Annotated in this window: 14 protein-coding genes; 9 read left to right on the forward strand and 5 right to left on the reverse strand. The window is 41.3% G+C overall.

Annotated elements, in window-relative coordinates; genetic code table 11:
• Window positions 1-289: 289 nt before the first annotated feature.
• From ampH to ABE954_RS19860, 3 genes are all read left to right on the forward strand, one after another.
• The gene (gene ampH, locus ABE954_RS19850; RefSeq protein ID WP_042845677.1) at window positions 290-1,513 is read left to right on the forward strand and encodes a D-alanyl-D-alanine-carboxypeptidase/endopeptidase AmpH; all 1,224 of its coding nucleotides are present in this window, start codon (window positions 290-292) and stop codon (window positions 1,511-1,513) included.
• 202 nt (window positions 1,514-1,715) lie between these two features.
• Window positions 1,716-2,159 carry a hypothetical protein gene (locus tag ABE954_RS19855; protein WP_129466590.1) on the forward strand — a complete coding sequence of 148 codons (444 nt, stop codon included), beginning with the start codon at window positions 1,716-1,718 and terminating at the stop codon, window positions 2,157-2,159.
• A gap of 124 nt (window positions 2,160-2,283) precedes the next feature.
• Entirely contained in the window at window positions 2,284-2,781 is a 498-nt protein-coding gene (locus tag ABE954_RS19860) for a hypothetical protein (RefSeq protein ID WP_042845681.1), read from the forward strand.
• A gap of 59 nt (window positions 2,782-2,840) precedes the next feature.
• Here ABE954_RS19860 and lptG read toward each other — a convergent pair whose 3' ends face one another.
• Together lptG and lptF are read right to left on the reverse strand one after the other, a co-directional pair.
• Entirely contained in the window at window positions 2,841-3,917 is a 1,077-nt protein-coding gene (gene lptG, locus ABE954_RS19865; protein WP_071548680.1) for an LPS export ABC transporter permease LptG, read from the reverse strand.
• A complete protein-coding gene (gene lptF, locus ABE954_RS19870; RefSeq protein WP_042845684.1) occupies window positions 3,917-5,014 on the reverse strand; it encodes an LPS export ABC transporter permease LptF in 1,098 nt (365 codons plus the stop codon). Before lptF ends, lptG begins: the two co-directional genes overlap by 1 nt.
• 340 nt (window positions 5,015-5,354) lie before the next feature.
• On the opposite strand from lptF, the gene pepA reads away from it, so the two are divergent.
• The 4 genes from pepA to ABE954_RS19890 all read left to right on the forward strand — a co-directional run bounded on the left by pepA (window position 5,355) and on the right by ABE954_RS19890 (window position 11,613).
• Window positions 5,355-6,866 carry a leucyl aminopeptidase gene (gene pepA, locus ABE954_RS19875; protein ID WP_042845685.1) on the forward strand — a complete coding sequence of 504 codons (1,512 nt, stop codon included), beginning with the start codon at window positions 5,355-5,357 and terminating at the stop codon, window positions 6,864-6,866.
• A gap of 724 nt (window positions 6,867-7,590) precedes the next feature.
• On the forward strand, window positions 7,591-8,040 hold the full coding sequence (locus ABE954_RS19880; protein WP_034782118.1) for a DNA polymerase III subunit chi: 450 nt from the start codon (window positions 7,591-7,593) through the stop codon (window positions 8,038-8,040).
• Window positions 8,041-8,076: 36 nt separating this feature from the next.
• Entirely contained in the window at window positions 8,077-10,947 is a 2,871-nt protein-coding gene (locus ABE954_RS19885) for a valine--tRNA ligase (protein ID WP_198861468.1), read from the forward strand.
• Between the two features lie 171 nt (window positions 10,948-11,118).
• Window positions 11,119-11,613, forward strand: a complete 495-nt coding sequence (locus ABE954_RS19890; RefSeq protein WP_042845687.1) for a GNAT family N-acetyltransferase — start codon at window positions 11,119-11,121, stop codon at window positions 11,611-11,613.
• Window positions 11,614-11,656: 43 nt separating this feature from the next.
• Here ABE954_RS19890 and ABE954_RS19895 read toward each other — a convergent pair whose 3' ends face one another.
• The 3 genes from ABE954_RS19895 to ABE954_RS19905 form a co-directional block, all read right to left on the reverse strand.
• The gene (locus ABE954_RS19895) at window positions 11,657-12,055 is read right to left on the reverse strand and encodes a MerR family transcriptional regulator (protein WP_166686953.1); all 399 of its coding nucleotides are present in this window, start codon (window positions 12,053-12,055) and stop codon (window positions 11,657-11,659) included.
• Window positions 12,056-12,281: 226 nt separating this feature from the next.
• Window positions 12,282-12,635, reverse strand: a complete 354-nt coding sequence (locus ABE954_RS19900; RefSeq protein ID WP_042845689.1) for a helix-turn-helix domain-containing protein — start codon at window positions 12,633-12,635, stop codon at window positions 12,282-12,284.
• Window positions 12,636-12,665: 30 nt separating this feature from the next.
• Window positions 12,666-12,956, reverse strand: a complete 291-nt coding sequence (locus tag ABE954_RS19905; protein ID WP_226619061.1) for a DUF1471 domain-containing protein — start codon at window positions 12,954-12,956, stop codon at window positions 12,666-12,668.
• A gap of 283 nt (window positions 12,957-13,239) precedes the next feature.
• Here ABE954_RS19905 and ABE954_RS19910 point away from each other — a divergent pair, with 283 nt between their 5' ends.
• Window positions 13,240-14,472, forward strand: a complete 1,233-nt coding sequence (locus ABE954_RS19910; RefSeq protein WP_048605884.1) for an efflux RND transporter periplasmic adaptor subunit — start codon at window positions 13,240-13,242, stop codon at window positions 14,470-14,472.
• Complete coding sequence (locus ABE954_RS19915; protein ID WP_042845692.1) at window positions 14,472-17,612, forward strand: efflux RND transporter permease subunit; 3,141 nt, start codon at window positions 14,472-14,474, stop codon at window positions 17,610-17,612. Before ABE954_RS19910 ends, ABE954_RS19915 begins: the two co-directional genes overlap by 1 nt.
• The last annotated feature ends 10 nt before the right edge of the window (window positions 17,613-17,622 follow it).

The following is a 17,622-nucleotide window of genomic DNA, read 5'->3' on the forward strand; positions in this document are numbered from 1 at the left end:
TAAGAGAAAGAAAGCTTCTTTTGTTTATATCTTCATTAGCCGATATGGTAGCTTTCCCTAACTATTTTTCTTATCACAACGCTGGGTCACTGGCGATAGACAATTATTTTTGTTAGTTTATCCGCAATCTAATACAAACATTAAGGCTTTATCATGGGTTTTGTTGGGTGGATAGCGACAGGGATCTTTATTGGCATCTTAATTGGTGTGGTAATGAAAATTTTCGCTAAGAAAAAATAAGATTGGCTGAATAGCCATTTGCAAACAATCATATCGGCTGGCTTCAAACATGAAGAAATCATTACTAAAAATTCTGTCAGTATCTGCGTTGTCTTTAGCCTTGATGGCATGTTCAACAACGACCAAAAAAACACCAAAATTTCTGCAAACGAATGATATTGCATCTACTGACTGGCAGGTTTTTGAAGGAGATAGAAGGACCTACGAACGCGTTGCTAAAATTGTCGATTTATATGCCAATCGTATTTTTAACGAAAGCGACGCCAGAGGTATGGCAATAATTGTTATTGATAATAACCAAGTTTTATCCCGTTATTATGGCGAAACGGCACCCGGCAATGGTAAAAAACCGGGGCCAAATTCACTCATTCGCATAGCATCAATTACTAAATTGATGACGAGTGAAATATTAATCAAGCTTGAACAAGACAAAAAGTTATTAATTACTGACCCGCTGCAACAATATGCCTATCATGGTGTTACTGTGCCTGATAACGCCAGTGGGCAGCCGATTCGCCTCTACCACCTTGCAAGCCACACCAGTGGCTTACCTCGTGAGCAACCAGGCGGAAAATGGGGGCGTCCTGTATTTATTTGGCCAACCCAAGATAACCGCTGGACATGGTTAAAAACAGGCAAATTAGATGCGACGCCAGGCACTGAGGCATCCTATTCTAACCTTGCATATGACTTATTAGCTGATGCCATGGTGAAAGCATCAGGTCATTCTTACCCACAATTGTTTAGTCATTATGTCACCTCCCCAGCCAAAATGACCAATACCACCTATACACCCAATAAAGCTCAATGTGCACGTTTAATGGAAGGCACTAAACCAAGCCCTTGCCATAATACACTTGCAGCAGCAGGAAGCGGTGGTGTGTATTCAACCCCAGCAGATATGCAAAAGTGGATGCAACAATTTTTATCGACAGATAAGAGCTTAAGGAAAGTCACCGCGGCTCGTGAGCAAGGCATCTATTTCCCTCGCGAAAAATTGTTAGAAATTAAAGGAATGGACGTCGCTGGCCATGCGGATGGGTTAGGCCTTGGGTGGGTTTATATGAAACCGAAGAATGGCACTCCAGGAATTTACCAGAAAACAGGCGGCGGCGGTGGGTTTAATACCTATATGGCGATGATCCCACAGCAAAACATTGGGGTATTTGTCGTCATGACCCGAAAAGATAGCAGCAAATTTAGTAAGTTAACTATTGGCGTTAATGAACTCGTCGCTTCGCTATCTTCTAACCACGCATATGGAAAACATTGAAGGAGTACCGCCAAAGCATTACAAACAATGGCGAGTTACACCCCGACCCTAAAACGTGGATTTACCCGCATTATCTCATTAATTGCGACAACAGCCTGATATATTCAGGCTGTTTTTGATAATTTTACTACCCATTTTTAAAATCAATTCATTCAAATTCCCGATAATCTTTTAGCCTTCCATTAACACATCCAGAGCTAAAATGAAAACAAAAAACCACGCGATAACATTAAGTTGTCAGGCTACACAATGCCCGAAAATTAGCCAATTTGAATTGATAGAAATTTTGAATAGTATTAAAGGCCATTGTACTAAAAAACCAGAGTACGTAGAGAATAGGTCTATTGCTACTCAATACCCCTACAAATATTTAGATGGCTCAGAATTACAAGCTATCAAAGCTTACCGACAAGAAGAAAGGCGAATATATCGGGAAAAGTGCCAAACGGCTTTTAAATTTAAACGACAAAATAGTATGAAAGGTGGTTTTTTTTCACTTGCTCAGCAATTAGCAAACCGGAGTCGCCAAAATATTTTAGCTATTGATAACCAAAGTCATATCTCAGGAGCCAGAAAAAAGTTATTTCAACCCCAAACAAGGGTAGTCGCCTTTATCAGTGCATTAGGTTACGCAATAGTTGGTTAATAATAACAGTATTAATGCCCTATTATTCAAGCTATTTCTTATATTTATAATCGTTTTATGCAATGTTGTAAGCTGATTCAAGGCTAATCTTAATCCCTCTTCTACTTGATGAATAGGAATTAAAATGCGTACTTCTCCATTTTTTTTACATCATATAACACGGCCCTGTACCATTAAACAGGGCAACGTTTCTGAGTTGGTTCTCCAACTTAGAAGAATCCATAACCACCAAAACATATTCCCTGCCCCGCAGAAACCGACATCAGTAGAAATAAATCTTGGATCACTCAATTCTCATCCTTTAAAAAACAATCAAAAGAAATTAGAACAAACACCTGAATATAAAAAACTTGTCAGTGAAGCACGAAAAGAAGTACAAATCGCATTCACAGAGCAAGAATGGAAAAAAGCTTATCTTATTCGCCAGTCATATACGGCGAATGGCGGTATTTTTTCTTGTGCTCAACAGTTAGCGAATAAAAGTCGATTGAATGTTATTGGGATTAAAGGTGAATATATCAGTACATCTGCAGATAATAGGCAACAACAAGTTTTATTCCGTCCTCAGAATAAACTATTACGAATTATCAGTAAGTTAGGAAACTTATTACTAAGTAAATGACGACAAAGAAAAAGGCTGTGATACCCGAAGATACACAGCCTTTAATGACCTATAAAACGCTATTTTCGTTTCACTAATAAAACAATACTGACAATTAGGAACAATAAGCTTGGCAAGATAGCTGCAATAATCGGTGGTACTGAATAAACAAGGCTCCAGTTACCAAACCCTTGGTTTAGCACATAAAATAAGAAGCCGCCCACAATACCTGAAATAACACGTACCCCCATTGGTACGGTGCGTAATGGCCCGAAAATAAACGAAACGGCCATTAACATCATGACAGCGGCAGAGAGTGGCGCCAATATTTTTTTCCACATACTTAATTCATAAACAGCTGCAACTTGACCACTTTCTTTCAAGTAAGAAACATACTGATATAAACCACGAATAGATAACGAATCCGCATTCAAAGAAACTATCCCTAGTTTTTCTGGGGTAAGGTTAGTTTTCCAGTCAACCGTCAACCGCTGTGAACCCGTAATTTTTTTCTCACTGCTTAATATTGACTCATCCACTTGAGATAACACCCACTGTTTATTTGCCGTGTCATACTCCCCACTTGAAGCAAACATCACCGAGTTAAGTTTTTGTTGCTTATCAAAACGGTAAATCGATACATCTTGAATCGATGTTGCGTTATTAATACGCTGAATGTGTATAAAGTCGCGGCCATCTTTTGCCCACATTCCCTCGTCAGTAACCACTAATGAATTACCAACGATTTTTTCTGCACGGTAGTTTCTCGCCCATTGCTCACCGGCTGGTGCAATCCATTCACCAATGAACATCGCCACGATAACCAGAGGGATAGCCGTTTTCATCACCGCAAGGGCAATCTGTAAACGGGTAAAACCAGAAGCTTGCATGACCACCAGCTCACTACGTGAAGCGAGTGCACCTAAGCCCATTAACGCCCCTAATAAGGCCGCCATCGGGAAGAAAACATCAATATCTTTTGGTACCGTAAGTAAAGTAAAAACCCCCGCGCTCAACGCAGTGTAATCACCATCACCCACTTTACGCAGTTGCTCGACAAATTTAATAATCCCAGCGAGTGAAACCAATAAAAAAAGCGTCACCAAAATAGAATTTAGGATGGTCCGACCGATATACCTATCTAAAACACCAAACATCAGGCAACCCCTTTACTCAATTTAAGACGCATACGGCGCATAGGAACAGTGTTCCATGCATTGAGGATCACCGCTAAGACTAAATACCCTAAGTTCACTGCCCACATGGTATACCTTGGGTCAATATCACCTTTATCTGCACTATTGCGTAACGTACTTTGCAGCAAAAAGAAGATGAGGTACAACAGCAGCGCAGGTAACATACTTAGCACCCGACCTTGACGTGGGTTCACTTCACTTAGAGGTACCACCATTAAAGCCATGACGATAACCGAGAAAACAATCGTTAAACGCCAATGAAACTCTGCATTCACTTCAGGTGTATTTTCATTCCACAATTGCAGCATATTCTTTTGCTCAACGCGGTCATTACGAGCCTCACCTGTTTGATGATCGACTATGGCTTGGTAATTGACAAAGTCAGTGATACGAAAATCACGTAATAATGCCGTCCCCTCGTAACGGGTCCCTTCATTAAGAATGACCACTTGACGGCCATCAGGGTCTTCCTTCATATAACCACTTTCGGCAACCACTACAGAAGGGCGCTGTTCATTCGCAGCACGTAACTGCGCTAGGAAAACATTTTTGAAATTACTCCCTTTTACATCACCAATATACAAAACATAGTTGCCGTCTTTTGTGGTTTTAAACTGCCCTTCCACCATTGCGGCTAAACCTGGGTTAGCTTTAGCATCCGCTAACACTTGTTCTTGATATTGAGATGACCACGGTAGCATCCACGTAATATTGGCAACTGCCACCATGGCGGTAATCATGGCCAGCACTAACGCCGCTTTGACCAAAACACTTTTCCCTAAACCGCAGGCGTGCATTACCGTAATTTCACTTTCAGTATAAAGCTTACTGTAGGTCATCAATAGCCCAAGAAATAGGCTTAAAGGTAAGATAAGTTGCGCCATTTCAGGCACACCTAACCCCAGTAAAGGAAGTACTAAGTTTGATGGAATATTGCCCTGAACGGCAGCGCCCAGAATATCTATCGACTTCTGGCTAAAAAAGATTAGCATCAATACAAAAAGTATGGCTAACTGACTTTTCAGGGTTTCCCGTACCAAATATCTAATAATGATCACGCTTATTACGCCTGTGAAAACTTGTCTTTTGGGTAGAAAATGGCTAAGTTCGTTCAATGTCTGCCATTTACTAACATATACTCTAGTTTATTGTATGGCTAGAATGATATAAAAGCATTCTCTATACTGATTAAAATATCAGAACATGCTTAATATTCGCGAAACCAAATATACTCGCCATACTTCGTAGTTGTATCGCGATAAACAGCATACAACTTGGTTTATTTCGCGTATAGATGGTCAGTTTAACATAAAGAGTTCATTCTCTATGAGGTAGATCATGCGAAACGCTAATTCTAGCGGGAGCATCGGCCTTTGTCTTTAAGATTCAGGAGAACGCATGGAGTTTAGTGTAAAAAGTGGTAGCCCGGAAAAACAACGCAGTGCATGTATTGTTGTCGGAGTCTTTGAACCACGCCGTCTGTCCCCAATTGCTGAACAGCTGGACAAAATTAGTGACGGATATATCAGCGCCCTGCTGCGCCGCGGCGAACTTGAGGGTAAAGTAGGGCAATCCCTGCTACTCCATCATGTACCAAATGTTCTGTCTGAACGCATTCTGCTTATCGGTTGTGGTAAAGAGCGCGAATTAGATGAACGCCAATTTAAACAAATTATTCAGAAAACAATTAGTACTCTGAATGAAACAGGCTCAATGGAAGCCGTATGTTTCTTAACTGAATTACATGTAAAAGGCCGCAATAACTACTGGAAAGTACGTCAAGCAGTCGAAACAGCAAAAGAATCGCTGTATGTGTTTGACCAACTAAAAAGTAATAAAACAGAGCACCGTCGCCCACTACGCAAACTGGTGTTTAATGTCCCAACACGCCGTGAATTGACCAGTGGTGAGCGCGCGATTTCCCATGGCTTAGCCATTGCTTCAGGGGTTAAAGCTGCGAAAGACTTAAGTAACATGCCACCAAACATTTGTAATGCCGGTTACTTAGCCTCTCAAGCTCGTCAACTAGCAGATATTTCAGATAGCAAACTAACCACTCGTGTGATTGGTGAAGAGCAAATGAAAGAGCTGGGAATGAATGCCTATCTAGCAGTGGGGCAAGGTTCACAAAATGAATCACTGATGTCCATTATGGAATATAAAGGCAACCCAGATGCGGACAGCAAGCCAATTGTTCTGCTCGGTAAAGGGTTAACCTTTGACTCAGGTGGTATTTCAATCAAACCAGGCGAAGGCATGGATGAAATGAAATACGACATGTGTGGTGCGGCAAGTGTGTATGGCGTGATGCGTTTTATCACTGAATTGCAACTTCCAATCAATGTGATTGGGGTACTAGCAGGTTGTGAAAACATGCCTGGTGGTCGCGCTTATCGTCCCGGCGATATTTTAACTACCATGTCAGGGCAAACCGTTGAAGTACTTAATACTGATGCGGAAGGTCGGTTAGTTCTGTGTGATGCACTCACCTATGTTGAACGCTTTGAACCTGAGCTGGTTATTGATATCGCTACCTTAACAGGGGCTTGTGTAATTGCATTAGGTAGCCATTATACAGGGTTGATGTCAAACCATAATCCACTAGCTCATGAGCTGTTAAATGCCTCGGAACAAGCGGGTGACCGTGCATGGCGCTTACCACTAGCGGATGAGTATTTTGACCAAATCACCCCTAATTTTGCTGATTTAGCGAATACAGGTGGTCGTCCAGCAGGTGCAATTACCGCTGGCTGCTTCCTATCTCGCTTTGCCACTAAATATAACTGGGCACACCTTGATATTGCAGGTACCGCTTGGCGTTCAGGTGCCGCGAAAGGGGCTACTGGTCGTCCGGTCGCGATGCTAGCGCAGTTTTTACTAAACCGCGCGGGTTTAAATGGTGATGAGTAATCCCATTTAAATGATTTAGCTGTATCTCGTCCATAAAAATATCCCGATGAGCAATAGTGATTCGGGATATTGTTTTTTGGTTTTCAAGGCACTGAGAAAGCCATTTTGAGGCAGCTATAAAAAAGGATATAATTAAGCATAGATATATACTGCACTTGGTTACCAAAATACACCCCTGCAAATTGAAGGGTAGCGATTTAAGCTATACCCTAGATAATTCAGTTTGTAGGTAGGCGGCAAGCGATTGAGACCTTAGGAGCATACCTAAGTAGGTGACTAAGGCGAAAAAACGTAGCTAACACCCCTGCAAATTGAAGGGTAGCGATTTAAGCTATACCCTAGATAATTCAGTTTGTAGGTAGGCGGCAAGCGACTGAGACCTTAGGAGCATACATAAGTATGTGACTAAGGCGAAAAAACGTAGCTAACACCCCTGCAAATTGAAGGGTAGCGATTTAAGCTATACCCTAGATAATTCAGTTTGTAGGTAGGCGGCAAGCGACTGAGACCTTAGGAGCATACATAAGTAGGTGACTAAGGCGAAAAACATAGCTAACACCCCTGCAAATTGAAGGGTAGCGATTTAAGCTATACCCTAGATAATTCAGTTTGTAGGTAGGCGGCAAGCGACTGAGACCTTAGGAGCATACATAAGTATGTGACTAAGGCGAAAGAGCGTAGCCAACACCCCTACAAACTGAAGTATGACGGGTATAATGGGTATATGAAAAAAGGTACATTTTACCAACTAACACAAGCCTCACCGCTTCCTGATCTTGAAGCCCATGAATGGCTAGCTTGCGAGCTTGCTGCTCAATTGTGGCGTAATGGGAAGCGAGTTCTGATTGCTTGCGAAACGCAGCAACAGGCAGAAAAAATAGATGAAACCTTGTGGCAGCGTGACCCACATCAGTTTGTTCCCCATAATTTAGCGGGTGAAGGCCCTCGTTATGGTGCGCCTATTGAAATTTGTTGGCCTGCCAAACGGGGAAATACGCCACGTGATATACTGATTAATTTACAAAATCAGTTCGCAGATTTTGCCACGGCTTTCCATGAAGTGATAGACTTCGTACCTATTGATGAAACTTTAAAACAGTTGGCGCGTGAGCGGTACAAAATATACCGTAGCGTCGGCTTCAATTTGACTATGGCGGCGCCGCCAACTTACTGAATACAAAAGATAATGGAAAAGAAACCAGATAGCCCAATGAATGAGCCTTCGCTCGATAAAACCTATAACCCCGCAGAAATTGAGCAATCACTGTATGCTCACTGGGAGAAAAGCGGTTATTTCAAACCTAATGGGGATACCACCCAAGATAGCTTCTGTGTCGTCATTCCACCACCGAACGTCACTGGTAGCCTGCATATGGGGCATGCCTTCCAACAAACCATCATGGATACCATGATCCGTTACCAACGTATGCAAGGTAAAAATACCTTATGGCAAACAGGTACTGACCACGCAGGTATCGCGACTCAAATGGTCGTTGAGCGTAAAATTGCGGCAGAAGAAGGCAAAAACCGTCACGATTACGGCCGTGATGCATTTATTGACAAAATTTGGGAATGGAAAGCAGAATCTGGCGGCACTATTTCTCAACAAATGCGTCGGCTAGGCGACTCTGTTGATTGGGAACGCGAACGCTTCACCATGGATGAAGGCTTATCTAAAGCTGTTAAAGAAGCTTTCGTTCGTCTCTACAAAGAAAACTTAATTTACCGTGGTAAGCGCCTTGTTAACTGGGACCCAAAACTGCACACCGCAATTTCTGATTTAGAAGTTGAAAACCGTGAAGTTAAAGGTTCTATGTGGCACCTGCGTTACCCATTAGCTGACGGGGCAAAAACCGCCGAAGGCAAAGACTATTTAGTCGTTGCTACTACACGTCCTGAAACCATGTTGGGAGATACTGGCGTTGCTGTTAACCCAGAAGATCCTCGCTATAAAGATTTGATTGGTAAAGAAATTATCCTACCAATTGTTAACCGCCGTATTCCTATTGTTGGTGACGAGCACGCCGATATGGAAAAAGGCACGGGCTGCGTGAAAATCACCCCAGCTCATGACTTTAATGACTACGAAGTCGGTAAGCGCCATCAGTTAACGATGATTAACATGATGGATTTAGATGGTAACGTACGTAGCGAAGCTGAAGTTTTCGATACTAACGGTAACCCATCAACCGCTTATAGCAGCGAAATGCCTGAAGCATACCGTGGCATGGAGCGCTTTGCAGCACGTAAAGCTATTGTGGCAGAGTTTGAGCAATTAGGCCTACTCGTTGAGGTGAAACCTCATGACCTCACCGTCCCTTATGGCGATCGTGGTGGTGTCGTTATTGAGCCAATGCTAACTGACCAATGGTATGTACGTACTGAGCCTTTAGCCCGTGATGCCATCAAAGCTGTCGAAGACGGTCGTATTCAGTTCGTTCCTCGCCAATACGAAAACATGTATTTCTCGTGGATGCGTGATATCCAAGATTGGTGTATTTCTCGCCAATTGTGGTGGGGTCACCGCATCCCCGCGTGGTATGACGAAAAAGGCAACGTCTACGTAGGTCGTGACGAAGACGAAGTTCGCCGTGAAAACAACTTAGGGGCAGATATCACACTACGTCAAGATGATGACGTTCTAGATACTTGGTTCTCTTCCGGCTTGTGGACATTCTCCACCCTCGGCTGGCCAGAAAATACAGATGCACTGAAAACTTTCCATCCAACCGATGTATTAGTCAGTGGGTTTGATATTATTTTCTTCTGGATCGCCCGAATGATCATGATGACCATGCATTTCATTAAAGATGAAAATGGCGAGCCACAAGTTCCATTTAAAACTGTTTACATGACAGGCCTGATCCGCGATGAAGAAGGCCAAAAAATGTCGAAATCCAAAGGGAACGTTATTGACCCACTGGATATGATTGACGGTATTTCTCTGGAAGATTTACTCGAAAAACGCACAGGCAACATGATGCAGCCACAATTGGCTGAAAAGATCGCTAAACGCACCCGTAAAGAGTATCCAGAAGGAATTGAAGCCCACGGAACCGATGCACTGCGCTTTACTTTAGCGGCATTAGCGTCAACAGGTCGTGATATCAACTGGGATATGAAACGCCTGTCTGGTTACCGTAACTTCTGTAATAAACTCTGGAATGCGAGCCGTTTCGTGTTGATGAATACGGAAGGTCAAGATTGCGGCCAAAACGGCGGAGAGATGAGCTTTTCACTCGCTGACCGCTGGATCATGGCACAATTTAATCAGACAGTGAAAGCTTACCGCGATGCGTTAGACACTCACCGTTACGATATCGCAGCGGGTATTCTGTATGATTTCACATGGAACGAGTTCTGTGACTGGTATTTAGAGCTGTCTAAACCTGCGGTTCATAAAGGTAACGAAGCACAAGTTCGTGCGGCTCGTTTCACTTTAATTGAGGTATTAGAAGGCTTACTGCGCCTTGCGCATCCTATCATTCCGTTTATCACTGAAACCATCTGGCAACGCGTCAAAGTAGTGAAAGGTATCGACGCTGATACTATCATGCTACAAGCGTTCCCTGAGTTCGATGCGGCTAAAGTGGATCAACTCGCGCTGAGTGACCTTGAGTGGATCAAAGAAGCGATTATCGCCGTGCGTAATATTCGTGCTGAAATGAATATTTCCCCAGGTAAACCGCTCGATGTAATGCTGCGTGGTGCTTCTGCCGATGCGAAACGTCGTGTCGATGAAAACCAGAACTTTATCAAGTCAATGGCTCGCTTAGAAAGCATCTCAGTATTAACTGAAGGTGAAGAAGCGCCTATATCTGTCACCAAATTAGTTGGTGGTGCAGAGTTACTGATCCCAATGGCGGGTCTAGTAGACAAAGACGCCGAACTGGCTCGTTTAGATAAAGAGCTGGAAAAAGTGATTAAAGAGATCGAAACCATTGAAAACAAACTGGCAAATGAAGGTTTTGTAAGCCGTGCACCTGCTGCGGTAGTGGAAAAAGAGCGTGAGCGTTTAACCGCTAATATTGAAGCGAAAGCGAAAATTGAAGCGCAAAAAGTGACAATTGCCTCTTTATAACGGTTCATTAATTTAGCCGACTTGAAAGCCCTTATTGGTTTACTAATAAGGGCTTTTTCTTGCTGAATAATTCGAGTATCATCAAACGACTGCGTTCGCAGTTCTCAGATTGAAGTTCCCTTCTGGTTCTCTCTACACTGAGTTGTACACAATAATAATCAAGAGTTTCACATGACAACACAAAACTATAACGTTCGACTTATTGAACAACAAGATAATGCAGGGATTGCCGCGGTGATCCGTGAAGTTTCTGCTGAACATGGTTTAACTGCAGATAAAGGCTTTGCCGTTGCAGACCCCATCTTAGATACCTTATTTGAGGTATACAACAAACCCCGTAGCGCTTATTGGGTGGTAGAAATGGATGGGGAAATTGTCGGTGGCGGCGGTGTTTCACAACTGGCAGGCGGCGATAACGAAACAGCGGAATTACAGAAAATGTATTTATCTTCCGTATTACGTGGCAAAGGCTTAGCCAAAAAAATTGTGCAGATGTCACTGGAGTTTGCGAAACAACAAGGTTATACCCGTTGCTATTTAGAAACCACCAAAGACTTACAAGCCGCAATTAAGCTATACGAAAAGTTAGGTTTTGAATTTATTGATGCCCCTTTAGGTAATACAGGCCATAGCGACTGTGAAATTCGTATGTTAAAAGCGTTGTAATTATAAAGCTTATAAGGGTAGTCAATATGCTATCCTTATTTATCTAATATTCTTTAGATAATAGATTTTTTATGATCCCACATTTATATCGAGAACCTATTTCATCACTATGTTCTTGTAAAATAATTAGTTCCTTCTCTAAGTTAATTAATTTTTCAATATTTTCTCTCACATTAATTAAATGCGTATTAATAACAGATTCAACTAATTGGCAATCATTACTATTATTATCCAATAAGTCTAATAGTTTTTTTATTTCGCGATGAGACATATTAAGACTACGGCAGTTTTTAATAAACCTTAGTCTCTCAATGTGATTTTCACTATAGCTTCGATAGTTATTATCATTTCTATTAGGAGGAATAATTAACCCCTCTTTTTCATAGAAACGTATAGTCTCCCTTGGAATGTTGAATAGTTTTGATAATTCACCTATTTTCATTATTGACCACCTAAAAACGGATACAGCCCATTGTAAACTTTCAATAATACTAATCCTTACCATCATTGTAATGTCAAGAAAAAAACATATTTTTTTCATTTGTCCACTATATTATTAAAATATATAATTAAATTTATTAGTATCGTATTTTTTGGTTCTTTTGGTATATAGAATTAGCCAGATGACTAGCTAATTCTATTCCTTCTTCTAAAACCTATTCACTAAACTATGCATGATATCTTAGCATTGTTTCTCTCCTATATTTAGCAGGGGTCACTTTCAATTCTCGCTTAAATGCTCGTGTTAGCCCTTGCTGACCATCAAATCCATACCTGAAAGCGATATCAATGATTTTATCATTGGTTTCTTTCAAATCTGTTGATACCCTTAACAAGCGGCTGATTAAAAGATATTGTCCTAAACTCACACCAACCGTATTTTTAAAAATACGTTGGAAATACCACTTTGAATATCCTGCTCTATCAGAGATTTCCGCTATCTGTAGTGGTTTATCTACATTCATATCGATCCACAAAAGAATATCTTGTATTACATTTTCTCTAATGGTTTGATGACTCATCGCTCATCTCCTTAATAAAACCGAATGGCTTTACTGATAAAATGTGACATGTCCTCGAAGTTGATTTTCACCGCTTGCGCCAACAATTTTATAGCGGCTCGCTCCTAACTTTTTAGCTTCTTGCTGAGCCTGCATTTCAATTGATGACAAACTAGCATCACCAACAAAAGTCTTTGTTACTAATATTTTTCTGTGAGGTTCTGTTGAGGAATTATTTTCAATTATTTTATTTGATACCGGCTGAAAGTTAACCTTATTACCGGAAGCCAAACCCTGGTAACTAAATAAACTTAACGCTAATAAAACTATCATCTTCTTCATCATTAACCCTTATTTAAGTATGTATTTAAATTAATGATTATTATTAAAAACCTTAAAGTAGATACAAGGTCAATAGCTTATTTCTATTTTTGCACAGTATATTTTAGTCAATTAATCATAATTGAATTAATTAAAGGTTCCTTTTCGATTTTTAATATCCTATTAAAGCCTTATTAAATTAAAACGGTTGACCTTACAACTACTGTAACCTTTACCCTGCCCAAATATTTCTTATTCAAGTTTTAAGCTAACAATGAGATCAATTAATTAGGTAAGGTTTATTATGAAAATAAAAATCGGGATATACGCTACATTTGTTGTAGCTATGGGCATAAGTGGTCTAGTTATTGCTCAAGACGCAAATAATGATAACAAATCAGAAACAGCAAGTTCCACCATACTTCCCAAAGTGCCTGTAGCAGAAGTTATTCAACAAGAAATTGTCCCTTCCTCTGAATTTACAGGCTATTTAGCGTCTCCCAAAATCGTGGATTTACGCCCTCGGGTTGGTGGACGCATTAATTCGATAGAAATTCCAGAGGGGAAACTGGTTGAAAAAGGGGATTTACTCTTTCATATAGATCCGCGACCCTTTCAAATAGCACTACTTGATGCAGAAGGAAAATTAAGCCAAGCAGAAGCTTTAGCCATACAAGCTCAGCGAAATTACCAGCGCCTCAAAGGATTAGTCAATAAAGGGGCGATTTCCCGTAAAGACTATGACGATGCCCTTTCTATACTTTCGGCTAATAATGCGCAAGTAAAATCCGCCAAAGCAGCCGTAGAGTCCGCTAAATTAAATTTATCTTATACCCAAATCCGTTCACCGATTGCGGGTCGAGTTGATAGAGCATTTATTACTGAAGGTAATTTAGTGACTGGTGGGGATACGAATGAGGCGACTCGCTTAACCACGATTGTTTCTATTGACCCAATATATGCTTACTTTGATATTGATGAAACTACCTTTCATAAACTAACAAGTTTACAGCCGTCAACAATAAAAAATAGCGCGACAGCTTTACCTCCAGTGACCATACGGTTACCAAATGAAAAACATACGCAATATACTGGCACCCTTAATTTTATTGGCAATCAAATCGAGAGAACGACTGGCACAGTAAAAGTCAGAGCGGTTATCGCCAATAAAGATGGCAAATTGATACCCGGTACGTTTATTCGTGCACAACTGCCTATAGGAGAAAAAACACCTTCAATTTTAATTGATGACCAAGCGATTGCTTCTAATCAAGGGCAGAACTACGTCCTCGTTCTAGATAAAAATAATAAGGCAGAATATCGCCCTGTGGAACTAGGCGCCATGATTGGCGGCCTCCGAGTCATTAATCACGGTTTAACTGCTGGTGAGAAAATTATTATTAAAGGCCTTATTAGACCCGGTATGGAAGTCATGCCTAATCCTATTCCTATGCATCCCTCATTAGCAGCAGAAGCAACTCAGTCAACCACGAACAACAAACATCTGACCGTCAATGAAGTCGAGGAGAAACAATAATGAAGTTTCCTCATTTCTTTATACAGCGCCCTATTTTCGCTATGGTTTTATCAATATTTATAGTGATAGCTGGGGTATTAAGCTTTTATAAGCTTCCCCTAAGCGAATATCCATCGGTAACACCGCCGACAGTTCAAGTTATTGCGAGTTATCCTGGTGCCACCCCAAAAGTGATTGCAGACACCGTTGCCTCCCCCATTGAGCAAGCAGTAAATGGCGTCGAGGGCATGCTCTATATGAGCTCACAGATGTCAACCGATGGAAAAATGGTGCTCACAATCTCGTTTAGACAAGATGTTGACCCCGATATCGCGCAGATCCAAGTACAAAACTTAGTATCACGCGTTATTCCCCGTTTACCCCAAGAAGTTCAGCAAATTGGCGTTACCACAGAGAAAACTTCACCGGACGTACTAATGGTTGTCCATATGTATTCGCCTAATAATGTCTACGAACCTCTGTTTGTTTCTAACTATGCATTACTCAATGTCCGTGATGAAATCGCAAGACTACCTGGAGTGGCAAGCGCATTAGTATGGGGTGAAGGTGAATATGCGATGCGAGCATGGATTGACCCAACAAAAATAGCCTCATTAGGGCTAACCGCAAATGATGTCGTTGCCGCTATTCGAGAACAAAATGTCCAAGTTGCTACAGGCTCTATTGGGCAACAACCGAATGCAACATCATCATTTCAAGTTAGTATAAACGCCCTTGGACGACTCACAACTGAAGAACAATTTGGCAATATTATTATTCACTCAGGAGAAGATGGACAAGCCACCTATTTAAAAGATGTCGCTAGGCTAGAGCTAGGTGCCGATAATTATTCACTTCGTAGTTTGCTGAATGGGCAAAATGCAGTCGGGCTACAAATTGTGATGAGCCCAGGGGCAAATGCATTAGAGGTTGCCGAATCAGTCAGAGAAACTATGGCGCGTTTACAAGCTAACTTTATCGAAGGAATCGATTATAAAATCGCCTATGACCCAACCATATTTGTCAGTGCTTCTTTAAAATCTGTCGCCATCACACTGCTTGAAGCCACCATATTAGTTGTCCTGGTTGTTGTTTTGTTTTTACAAAGTTGGCGTGCTTCTATTATTCCATTAGTCGCTGTACCAGTATCCTTAATCGGCACATTTGCCTTTATGTACCTGTTTGGTTTTTCTCTAAATACGTTATCTTTATTTGGTTTAGTTATCTCAATAGGAATAGTTGTCGATGATGCTATTGTCGTCGTCGAAAACGTTGAAAGGCATATTTCAGAGGGCTTAGCCCCAAAAGAAGCCGCATTTAAGGCAATGGAGGAGGTTACAGGCCCAATCCTTGCGATTACCTCAGTTCTAGCCGCCGTTTTTATTCCCACCGCATTTTTGTCTGGCCTACAAGGAGAATTTTATCGTCAGTTTTCATTAACCATTGTTATTTCGACAATTATTTCAGCAATTAACTCGCTAACGTTATCCCCTGCCCTTAGCGCGATTTTGCTCAAATCCCATGATAAAAATACAAAGTTAGATTGGCTTACTCGTATTATCAATGCAATATTTGGTCGTTTCTTTACAAAATTTAATATTTTTTTCAATACATTATCTAACAAATACGTTCTAATCGTACGCCGTTGTATTCGAGGAAGCTTAATTGTTCTAGTGCTATATCTGGGGTTTGTTGGGCTAACCGCATTAGGCTTCAAAGTAGTGCCTAATGGTTTTGTTCCCGCACAAGATAAATACTATTTGATTGGCGTTGCTCAATTACCATCCGGTTCATCTCTCGATAGAACAGAAGCCGTTGTCAAAGAAATGTCACGCCTTGCATTGATGGAACCAGGAGTTGAAAATGTAGTGGCTTTCCCTGGCCTCTCAGTGAATGGGCCTGTTAATTTGCCTAACTCTGCCCTCATGTTTGCCATGCTCAAGCCTTTTGATGAGCGAACTGACCCCTCCTTGTCTGCAAATGCGATTGCAGAGCGCTTAATGGGCAAATTCAGCCAGATACCTGACGGATTTGTTGGTATATTTCCTCCACCTCCTGTGCCTGGACTTGGTTCAATGGGGGGTTTTAAAGTACAAATCGAAGATAGGGCTGACCTAGGTTTTGATGCATTAGCACAAGTGCAAGAACAAATCCTTATGAAAGCGATGCAATCACCCGAGTTAACAGGAATGATGGCTAGTTTTCAGACTAATTCCCCACAAATAGATGTAGATATTGACCGTGAGAAAACCAAGTCTCAAGGAATAACACTGACCGATATCTTCGATGCTTTACAAATCAATTTAGGTTCTCTCTACGTCAATGACTTCAATCGCTTCGGTCGTACCTATCGTGTTGTTGTTCAAGCTGATACTCCATTTAGAATGGACCCAAAAGATATTGAACTGATCAAAGTGCGTAATAAACATGGCGAAATGATCCCTTTAAGTGCATTAGTGACTATTACTCGTACAAATGGCCCAGACCGCGTGATCCATTATAACGGCTATCCTTCCGTTGATATTACTGGCAATGCAGCTCCAGGCTATACCTCTGGTCAAGCAACTAACGCAATGGAGAAAATCTTACGTGATACCTTACCTGAAGGAATGGATTTTGAATGGACAGATTTAACTTACCAAGAACAATTAGCGGGTAATTCTGCTCTCTATATTTTCCCATTAGCTGTACTATTTGCCTTCTTAATATTAGCTGCCCAATATAACAGTTGGTCGTTACCATTCTCAGTATTACTAATAGCCCCAATGGCACTACTGTCAGCAATTACGGGAGTCTGGTTGCTCGGCGGGGATAATAATATTTTCACACAAATTGCCTTTATTGTACTGGTCGGTCTTGCGGCGAAGAATGCTATCTTGATTGTTGAATTCGCAATAGTGCAAGAGAAGCAAGAAAAAGATCCACTAACCGCTGTATTGGAGGCTTCGCACCTAAGATTGCGCCCTATTTTGATGACATCTTTCGCCTTTATTGCTGGAGTTATTCCACTGGTACTAGCCACTGGAGCAGGCTCTGAAATGAGACAAGCAGTGGGGATCGCGGTATTTTTCGGCATGTTAGGCGTCACCTTCTTCGGCTTATTGCTAACCCCTGTATTTTATATGACGATACGGAGATTAACGTCCAAGAAATCAACATAACGTATATTTT

Source organism: Providencia sp. TYF-12, assembly GCF_041344805.1.
GTDB lineage: Bacteria > Pseudomonadota > Gammaproteobacteria > Enterobacterales > Enterobacteriaceae > Providencia > Providencia huashanensis.